Here is a 6385-nt window from a genome sequence, read left to right as displayed (position 1 = left end):
CCTTCTTCTTGAGCTTCGAGCTTAACGGCCCGCGCCCCGTTCGATTTTTGAATATTTAAGGTTCAAAAATCGCCCAGGACGCTACCAACTGGGGAAATTTCAAACGCCCCTTTTGGGGAGATTACATCCGGCACTTACAGCGGCAGGCAGGCCTGGAGTTTGATGTATCCGTCGCCCGTGTTGACGAGGCGGCCATCAAAGCAGCGCTGCTTGCCGAGGATGCATCGCCGCGCGATATCGCGGATGCACTTGCCGAGGCGAAGGCGCGCAAGGTCAGTTCTAAGTTTCCCGGAGCCTTGGTTCTGGGCTGCGATCAGGTCTTAGACTTTAATGGAAAATTGTTATCAAAACCCAAAGATCCAGAAGACGCGCTGCAGCAGTTGAAACAAATGCGCGGAAAACAGCACAGCTTGCTCTCTGCCGCGGTGATTTATCGCGACGGTGAACCCCTCTGGCGAGAGGTTGGGCAGGTTCGCTTGCGGATGAGAATGAGTTCGGATCGCTTCCTGCGGAACTACATCGATCGCAATTGGGACAGCATACGCCACGCTGTCGGCGCCTATAAGCTCGAAGAAGAAGGTGTGCGCCTGTTTACAAAAGTGGAGGGCGATTATTTCAATGTTCTTGGTTTGCCACTATTGGAACTACTCAATTATCTCGCCGGTCTGGGAGCAATCGAACAATGAGTGAAGCAAAGGTCCCTCTGGCTGGTGTGATCGGCAACCCCATTAGCCATTCACGGTCCCCTTTGGTTCATGGGCATTGGCTCCGCAAATATGGGATCGCGGGTCATTATGTGCCGATCCATGTGGAAGCGGACGACCTGGAAACCGTGCTCCGCAGCATGCCCAAGATGGGGTTTGTCGGCGCAAACGTGACCATTCCTCACAAAGAGAAGATTATGGAGATCGCCGATCAGGTCACCGATCGCGCGACCCTCATCGGGGCTGCGAATACTCTGATCTTTCGTCCAGATGGTTCCATTCTTGCTGATAATACAGATGGGTACGGGTTCATTACCAATCTCCAGCAGTCTGCGCCTGATTGGGATCCTAAATCCGGTCCAGCGGTCGTATTTGGCGCTGGCGGTGCAAGCAGAGCAGTCATTGCGTCATTGTTGGAAGCGGGTGTTCCCGAAATCTTGTTGAGCAACCGAACCCGCGAACGCGCGGACCAGTTTCGTGTTGAATTTGGATCACGTATTCAGGTCGTGGAATGGGTTCAGGTTGGTAATGTGGTGGAACAGGCCAAATTGGTCGTGAACACCACGTCGCTTGGCATGGTGGGCAAGCCCAGGTTCCGGGTCCCACTGGATGGGTTGCGCAAAGACACGGTGGTCACTGATCTAGTCTATACGCCTTTGAAAACGGATATGCTGCAATGGGCCGAAGAGGCCGGATGCACCACCGTTGATGGCTTGGGCATGTTGCTCCATCAGGCTGTCCCTGGCTTTGAACGCTGGTTTGGCACCCGACCAGAGGTAGATGATGCCACCCGTGCGGCGGCGCTTGCATGACGTTTGCTTTGGGTCTCACCGGTTCCATTGGCATGGGAAAAAGCACAACAGCGCAGCTGTTTGCGGATGAGGGCTGCGGTATCTGGGACGCTGATGCGGCAGTGCACCGTCTGTATGATGTCGGTGGTGCTGCAGTCGCGGCGCTTGCTGCAAAATTCCCCTACGCAATCGTCGATCAAAAGATCGATCGCGCTGCCCTGCGTGACATCATCAGCAAAGACCCGTCATCGCTGGCCCAGATTGAAGCAATCGTGCACCCGTTGGTTGCCGCAGATCGCGCTGATTTTCGGGCATCAGCGGCAGAAGAAATTCTGGTGTTCGATATTCCGCTGTTGTTTGAAACCGGAGGACACACATCGATGGATGCGGTGGCCTGCGTCTGGACCGATCCAGCAACACAGCGGCAGCGGGTCATGGACCGCGGCACCATGACGGTTGAGCAATTTGAGCAGATCCTGCAAAAACAGATGCCGATAGAAGAGAAAAAGTCGCGGTCGGATTATCTCATTCAGACGGACAGTCTTGATCATGCGCGCCAACAGGTGCGTGATATTCTGAACGCCATCAGGAAGCAGCTGCACCATGCGTGAAATCGTTCTCGATACCGAAACCACAGGTTTTGATCCGTTTTCTGGCGACAGGATCGTCGAAATCGGTGCTGTTGAGTTGCTCAATCACATGCCCACGGGTGAGACATTTCATGTCTACATCAATCCCGAACGGTCGATGCCATCAGAGGCCTTTGGCGTTCATGGGATCGGTCCAGACCTGCTGGAGCCACCGCAACAACCGGCTCCGGGCGCGGTGACGCTGCGCGACAAACCTGTCTTTGCCAAGGTTGGTCAGGGGTTTGTCGATTTCGTCCGCGATTCAAAGATGGTCATTCACAATGCCTCCTTTGATATGAAGTTCCTGAACTATGAGCTGGACCGCATGGGGTTGGCAAAACTGCCGATGGATCAGGCGGTCGATACGCTGACCATGGCGCGGCAACGCTTCCCAGGCTCGCCGGCAACACTGGATGCGTTGTGTCGGCGGTTCAATATCGACAATAGCAACCGGACCCTCCACGGAGCTCTGTTAGACTCCGAAATTCTAGCAGACGTGTATCTGGAATTGATTGGCGGTCGTCAGCCTGACTTTGGGCTGTCAGCCGTTAAGACGTCCAAACCCGGCGTTACCGCCACCGACGATTGGCGCCCGACCCCACGCACATCGCCACTGCCCTCCCGCTTGACGGAGCAGGAAGAGCAGGCCCATGCAGCTTTTGTTGCCAAAATGGGTGAAAACGCCCTTTGGGCCGGTAAGAGCGAATAACAAAAAACGCCGCTCGGTTGGAGCGGCGCTTTCTATGGTAGTCTTTTGCAGCGTTACTGCGTTGGGGCCTCGGCCGCGGCAGCGCTGGCCTGTTGGCGGCGTGCCAATTCGTTGCGGTAGATAGCGACGAAATCGATGTTGTCGAGGTTCAACGGCGGGAAGCCGCCGTCACGTGTGACGTCTGACACGATCCGACGCAGGAACGGGAACAGCATCCGCGGGCATTCAATCAGCAGGAAGGGATGCAGCTGATCTTCCGCGATGCCGGAAATGTTGAAAATGCCGACATATTCCAACTCCAGAACAAACAGGACAACTGCGCCATCTTTGCTCTTGGATTCAATGTTCAGCTTTGTGATGACTTCGTACTGGTTTTCGGTTGGACGCTTTTTCGCATCAAGCGCAACCTGGACGCTTACATCCGGCTGTACATCGGCGCCGACACCTTTTTGTGCCATGACATTCTCGAAAGACATGTCGCGGATATACTGACCGAGGACATTCATCTGGACCTGCGGTTGCTGCACGCCCTCGTTTGCGCTGTTTTCAGCCATGAAGCTACTCCTAAACTCTGTTCAGGACGTGCTTATCAGCTTGCATGCCGTATCTCAACGGGCGTTGCGCGGCTCACTTCACCCAGCCCGATGGTCCTTTGCGCGGCTGTTCAGGTTTGACCTCTTCGTAGTCACCATCGATCACATCTGCGTCGGGTCGCGGGCTGTTTTGGCCAGGATAGGTCCGCCCGTGCATGGCACCTGGGCCCATCTGGAATTGCGCCACAGTCACTTTGGATCGGATGTATCTATAAACGCCCATGCGAATTTTCGGAACCAGCAGGGCAAAGCCGACAGCATCCGTGAAAAAGCCCGGTGTGAGCAACAGAGCGCCGGCAAAAAGGATCATTGCCCCATGGGCCAACGGCTCTGTTGGGTCATTGAGCTGTTGAAAGGAATTCCGCAGCTGACCCATCGCCAGCCGGCCCTGTGTTCGGACCAACCATGTTCCCAGAACGGCCGTCATCACCACAATGGCGAGCGTTGGCCACAGCCCGATTGTCCCCCCAACCTGGATGAAAAGGGCGATTTCAAGGATCGGGACCATGAGAAAAGCTAGAAAAAGATACATTTACAGATTTCCTAGAACTTATGTGGGAAGGTGGACTTGCTCCCACCCGTCACCTACATAAGGCTGGAGCATAAAAGTTTCAAACGAAGCACGAACATCTACCGTAGAGGTCAATATGGAGTCGCCTGTGATTCAGCTTTTGGTTTTGGCCGGCATTGCCGTCTTTCTGATCCTGCGCCTTAAAAGTGTCCTTGGCACGCGCGAAGGGTTCGAAAAGCCTGCAGTACCGCAAGCCGACCCGTCCCCCAGACGGCGTGACTTTGAGGTGATCGAAGGTGGCCCTGATCAAGATATCGTTGATTATGTTCCCGAGGGCAGCGCCCAGGCGAACGATCTGGCTGCGATGAAAAAGGCGGAACCCCAGTTCGAAGTACGGGAGTTTGTTCAGGGTGCGCGCGGCGCCTATGAAATGATCCTCATGGCGTTCGAGCGAGGCGATCTGAATGATATTGAACCCTTCCTTGCAGAAGACGTCTTCGACAGTTTTGTGACCGCCGTGTCGCACCGCGAAGATCAGGGGCTGACTATCGAAGCGGAATTTGTGGGCGTGCGTGAAACCACTTTGGTCGATACCAGCTTTGATCCGGCAACCGGTGAAGCCCAGGTGACGATGCGATTTGTCGCTGAGCTGACCTCGGTTGTGCGTGATCGCGGTGGTGACATCATCGAAGGCGATGCAAACACTGTAAAACGTCAGAAAGACACCTGGGTCTTTGGGCGTACAATGGGCAGCTCTGATCCCAACTGGTTCCTTGTTGCAACGGACGCGTGATGGCCAGGTTTCAGCGGCTGATTTATGCGCTGGCCCTTTGGGCTGGCGCATCTGCTTTTTGGCAGCCGGCTTTTGCTGAAACCACCATCAAAATGTTGTCGTTTGATCAGCTTGAGGGCTGGGAGAAAGACAACCACGAAGCAGCGCTGACTGCCTTTCTGCAAACCTGCCGCGACCTCAAAGATCCTGATTGGCGGGCCCTGTGCGCCTTGGCAAAAGATCAGGACGCAAGCGCCGCCAAAGGGTTCTTTCAGCTATTTTTCCGGCCTGTGCTGATCGAAGATGGCAAACCTGCTCTCTTCACAGGGTATTTTGAACCAGAATTGTCAGGGTCGCGCCACCCGACAGCGCGCTACCGTTATCCAGTTTATCGGCAGCCACCTGAAGCAAAGAGAACTGATGTGTGGCTATCGCGCCGAGAACTGCTCAACAGCGGTGTGATGGATGGGCGTGGGCTCGAAATCGCTTGGGTGGACGACCCGGTCGAGCTGTTTTTCCTTCAAATCCAAGGCTCAGGTCGCATTCGGCTGCCGGATGGTTCGTCAATTCGTGTGGGTTACGGCGGCGCAAACGGCCATGATTACCGATCGATCGGAACAGAACTGGTTCGTCGTGGTGTCTACAGCATTCATCAGGTTAGTGCTGCGGTGATCAAAAACTGGGTGCGCCGTAATCCTGTCGCCGGCGAGGAACTGCTCAACCACAATCCGTCCTATGTGTTCTTTCGGGAGGTCAGCAAGGTGCCTGCCAACGCTGGACCACTGGGGGCCATGAACCGATCAGTGACCACGCTTCGCAGCCTTGCAGTGGATCCGCGCTACACGCCGCTTGGTGCGCCTGTGTGGGTCGAAAAAGATGGTGCAGATCCAATGCGTAGATTGATGATTGCGCAAGATACTGGCTCAGCCATCAAGGGCGCGCAGCGAGCGGATATATTCTTTGGCAGCGGTGATGATGCTGGCGCGGCAGCCGGGAAACTGCGCGATCCAGGCCGAATGGTGGTGTTGTTACCGATCCAAAGGGCCTATGCGCTGTTGCCGGAGGACTACTGATGACCCGGCGCAAACTGACAGCTGATGAAATCGACCTGTGGCAGCGCGTTGCCAAACAGGCAGAGCGTCTGCATCCCCAAACCTATGCCGCGCCCATAAGCCCACCATTGTCACAGGGCGAGCCTGCCAAAGCGTCGGACACACCTGCGACGACATTTACCCCGGAACTGTTCGAAGTTGGCATAAACGCTAAACCGAAATCCCCCAAACATGATCTGAAACCCAGCGTTTCGGTTGGCTTGAAAGCGGCTCCTTTGCAGATGGATGGCAAAGCCTATCGCAAAATGACCCGTGGGAAATTGCGACCAGAGGGCAAATTGGATTTGCATGGCATGCGCATCGATACCGCACATCCTGCATTGGTTCGGTTTGTGATGTCTGCACACAGCACCGGCAAACGGCTGGTTCTGGTCATTACTGGTAAGGGCAAAGATCGCGATGAACCCGGCCCAATGCCTGTGCCGCGTGGGGTTCTGCGGCACCAAGTGCCGCAATGGTTGTCCCTGCCCCCGTTATCATCGGTGGTTATGCAAGTGACCCCTGCACATATCAGCCATGGGGGTGGCGGAGCCTACTACGTGTATCTGCGACGCAGTCGGTAGA

General features: G+C 55.3%; 9 protein-coding genes. 7 read left to right on the top strand and 2 right to left on the bottom strand.

The window, feature by feature from the left end; translation table 11 throughout:
* Window positions 1-125: 125 nt before the first annotated feature.
* The 4 genes from Q0C28_RS09235 to dnaQ are packed head-to-tail and all read left to right on the top strand — an operon-like array spanning window position 126 to window position 2833.
* Window positions 126-686, top strand: coding sequence for a nucleoside triphosphate pyrophosphatase (locus tag Q0C28_RS09235; RefSeq protein ID WP_293575068.1), 561 nt, complete (start codon window positions 126-128; stop codon window positions 684-686).
* Window positions 683-1516 carry a shikimate dehydrogenase gene (locus Q0C28_RS09230; RefSeq protein ID WP_293575064.1) on the top strand — a complete coding sequence of 278 codons (834 nt, stop codon included), beginning with the start codon at window positions 683-685 and terminating at the stop codon, window positions 1514-1516. Before Q0C28_RS09235 ends, Q0C28_RS09230 begins: the two co-directional genes overlap by 4 nt.
* A complete protein-coding gene (coaE, locus tag Q0C28_RS09225) occupies window positions 1513-2106 on the top strand; it encodes a dephospho-CoA kinase (protein ID WP_293575062.1) in 594 nt (197 codons plus the stop codon). The genes Q0C28_RS09230 and coaE overlap by 4 nt, the downstream gene beginning before the upstream one ends.
* A complete protein-coding gene (dnaQ, locus tag Q0C28_RS09220) occupies window positions 2099-2833 on the top strand; it encodes a DNA polymerase III subunit epsilon (RefSeq protein ID WP_293575060.1) in 735 nt (244 codons plus the stop codon). The genes coaE and dnaQ overlap by 8 nt, the downstream gene beginning before the upstream one ends.
* A 53-nt stretch (window positions 2834-2886) precedes the next feature.
* Here dnaQ and secB read toward each other — a convergent pair whose 3' ends face one another.
* Window positions 2887-3387, bottom strand: a complete 501-nt coding sequence (gene secB, locus Q0C28_RS09215) for a protein-export chaperone SecB (protein WP_293575058.1) — start codon at window positions 3385-3387, stop codon at window positions 2887-2889.
* 73 nt (window positions 3388-3460) lie between these two features.
* Entirely contained in the window at window positions 3461-3958 is a 498-nt protein-coding gene (locus tag Q0C28_RS09210; RefSeq protein ID WP_293575056.1) for an FxsA family protein, read from the bottom strand.
* A gap of 115 nt (window positions 3959-4073) precedes the next feature.
* On the opposite strand from Q0C28_RS09210, the gene Q0C28_RS09205 reads away from it, so the two are divergent.
* From Q0C28_RS09205 to Q0C28_RS09195, 3 genes are read left to right on the top strand one after another with little or no spacing between them, the layout of a single operon-like run.
* Window positions 4074-4730, top strand: a complete 657-nt coding sequence (locus Q0C28_RS09205; RefSeq protein WP_293575054.1) for a Tim44/TimA family putative adaptor protein — start codon at window positions 4074-4076, stop codon at window positions 4728-4730.
* Window positions 4727-5782, top strand: a complete 1056-nt coding sequence (locus tag Q0C28_RS09200; protein ID WP_293575052.1) for a murein transglycosylase A — start codon at window positions 4727-4729, stop codon at window positions 5780-5782. Before Q0C28_RS09205 ends, Q0C28_RS09200 begins: the two co-directional genes overlap by 4 nt.
* Entirely contained in the window at window positions 5782-6384 is a 603-nt protein-coding gene (locus Q0C28_RS09195) for a Smr/MutS family protein (protein ID WP_293575050.1), read from the top strand. Before Q0C28_RS09200 ends, Q0C28_RS09195 begins: the two co-directional genes overlap by 1 nt.
* The last annotated feature ends 1 nt before the right edge of the window (window position 6385 follow it).

The sequence above is a fragment of the Phaeobacter sp. genome (assembly GCF_022825805.1).
In the GTDB taxonomy this organism is placed as follows: domain Bacteria; phylum Pseudomonadota; class Alphaproteobacteria; order Rhodobacterales; family Rhodobacteraceae; genus Phaeobacter.
Note: the sequence above shows the minus strand (reverse complement) of the source record. Positions and strands in the feature narration are given on the sequence as shown.

Coding starts and splice junctions, on each gene's coding strand:
- Q0C28_RS09205 (WP_293575054.1), top strand. CDS start 4,074: ATGGAGTCGCCTGTGATTCAGCTTTTGGTTTTGGCCGGCATTGCCGTC.
- coaE (WP_293575062.1), top strand. CDS start 1,513: ATGACGTTTGCTTTGGGTCTCACCGGTTCCATTGGCATGGGAAAAAGC.
- Q0C28_RS09195 (WP_293575050.1), top strand. CDS start 5,782: ATGACCCGGCGCAAACTGACAGCTGATGAAATCGACCTGTGGCAGCGC.
- secB (WP_293575058.1), bottom strand. CDS start 3,387: ATGGCTGAAAACAGCGCAAACGAGGGCGTGCAGCAACCGCAGGTCCAG.
- Q0C28_RS09230 (WP_293575064.1), top strand. CDS start 683: ATGAGTGAAGCAAAGGTCCCTCTGGCTGGTGTGATCGGCAACCCCATT.
- Q0C28_RS09210 (WP_293575056.1), bottom strand. CDS start 3,958: ATGTATCTTTTTCTAGCTTTTCTCATGGTCCCGATCCTTGAAATCGCC.
- dnaQ (WP_293575060.1), top strand. CDS start 2,099: ATGCGTGAAATCGTTCTCGATACCGAAACCACAGGTTTTGATCCGTTT.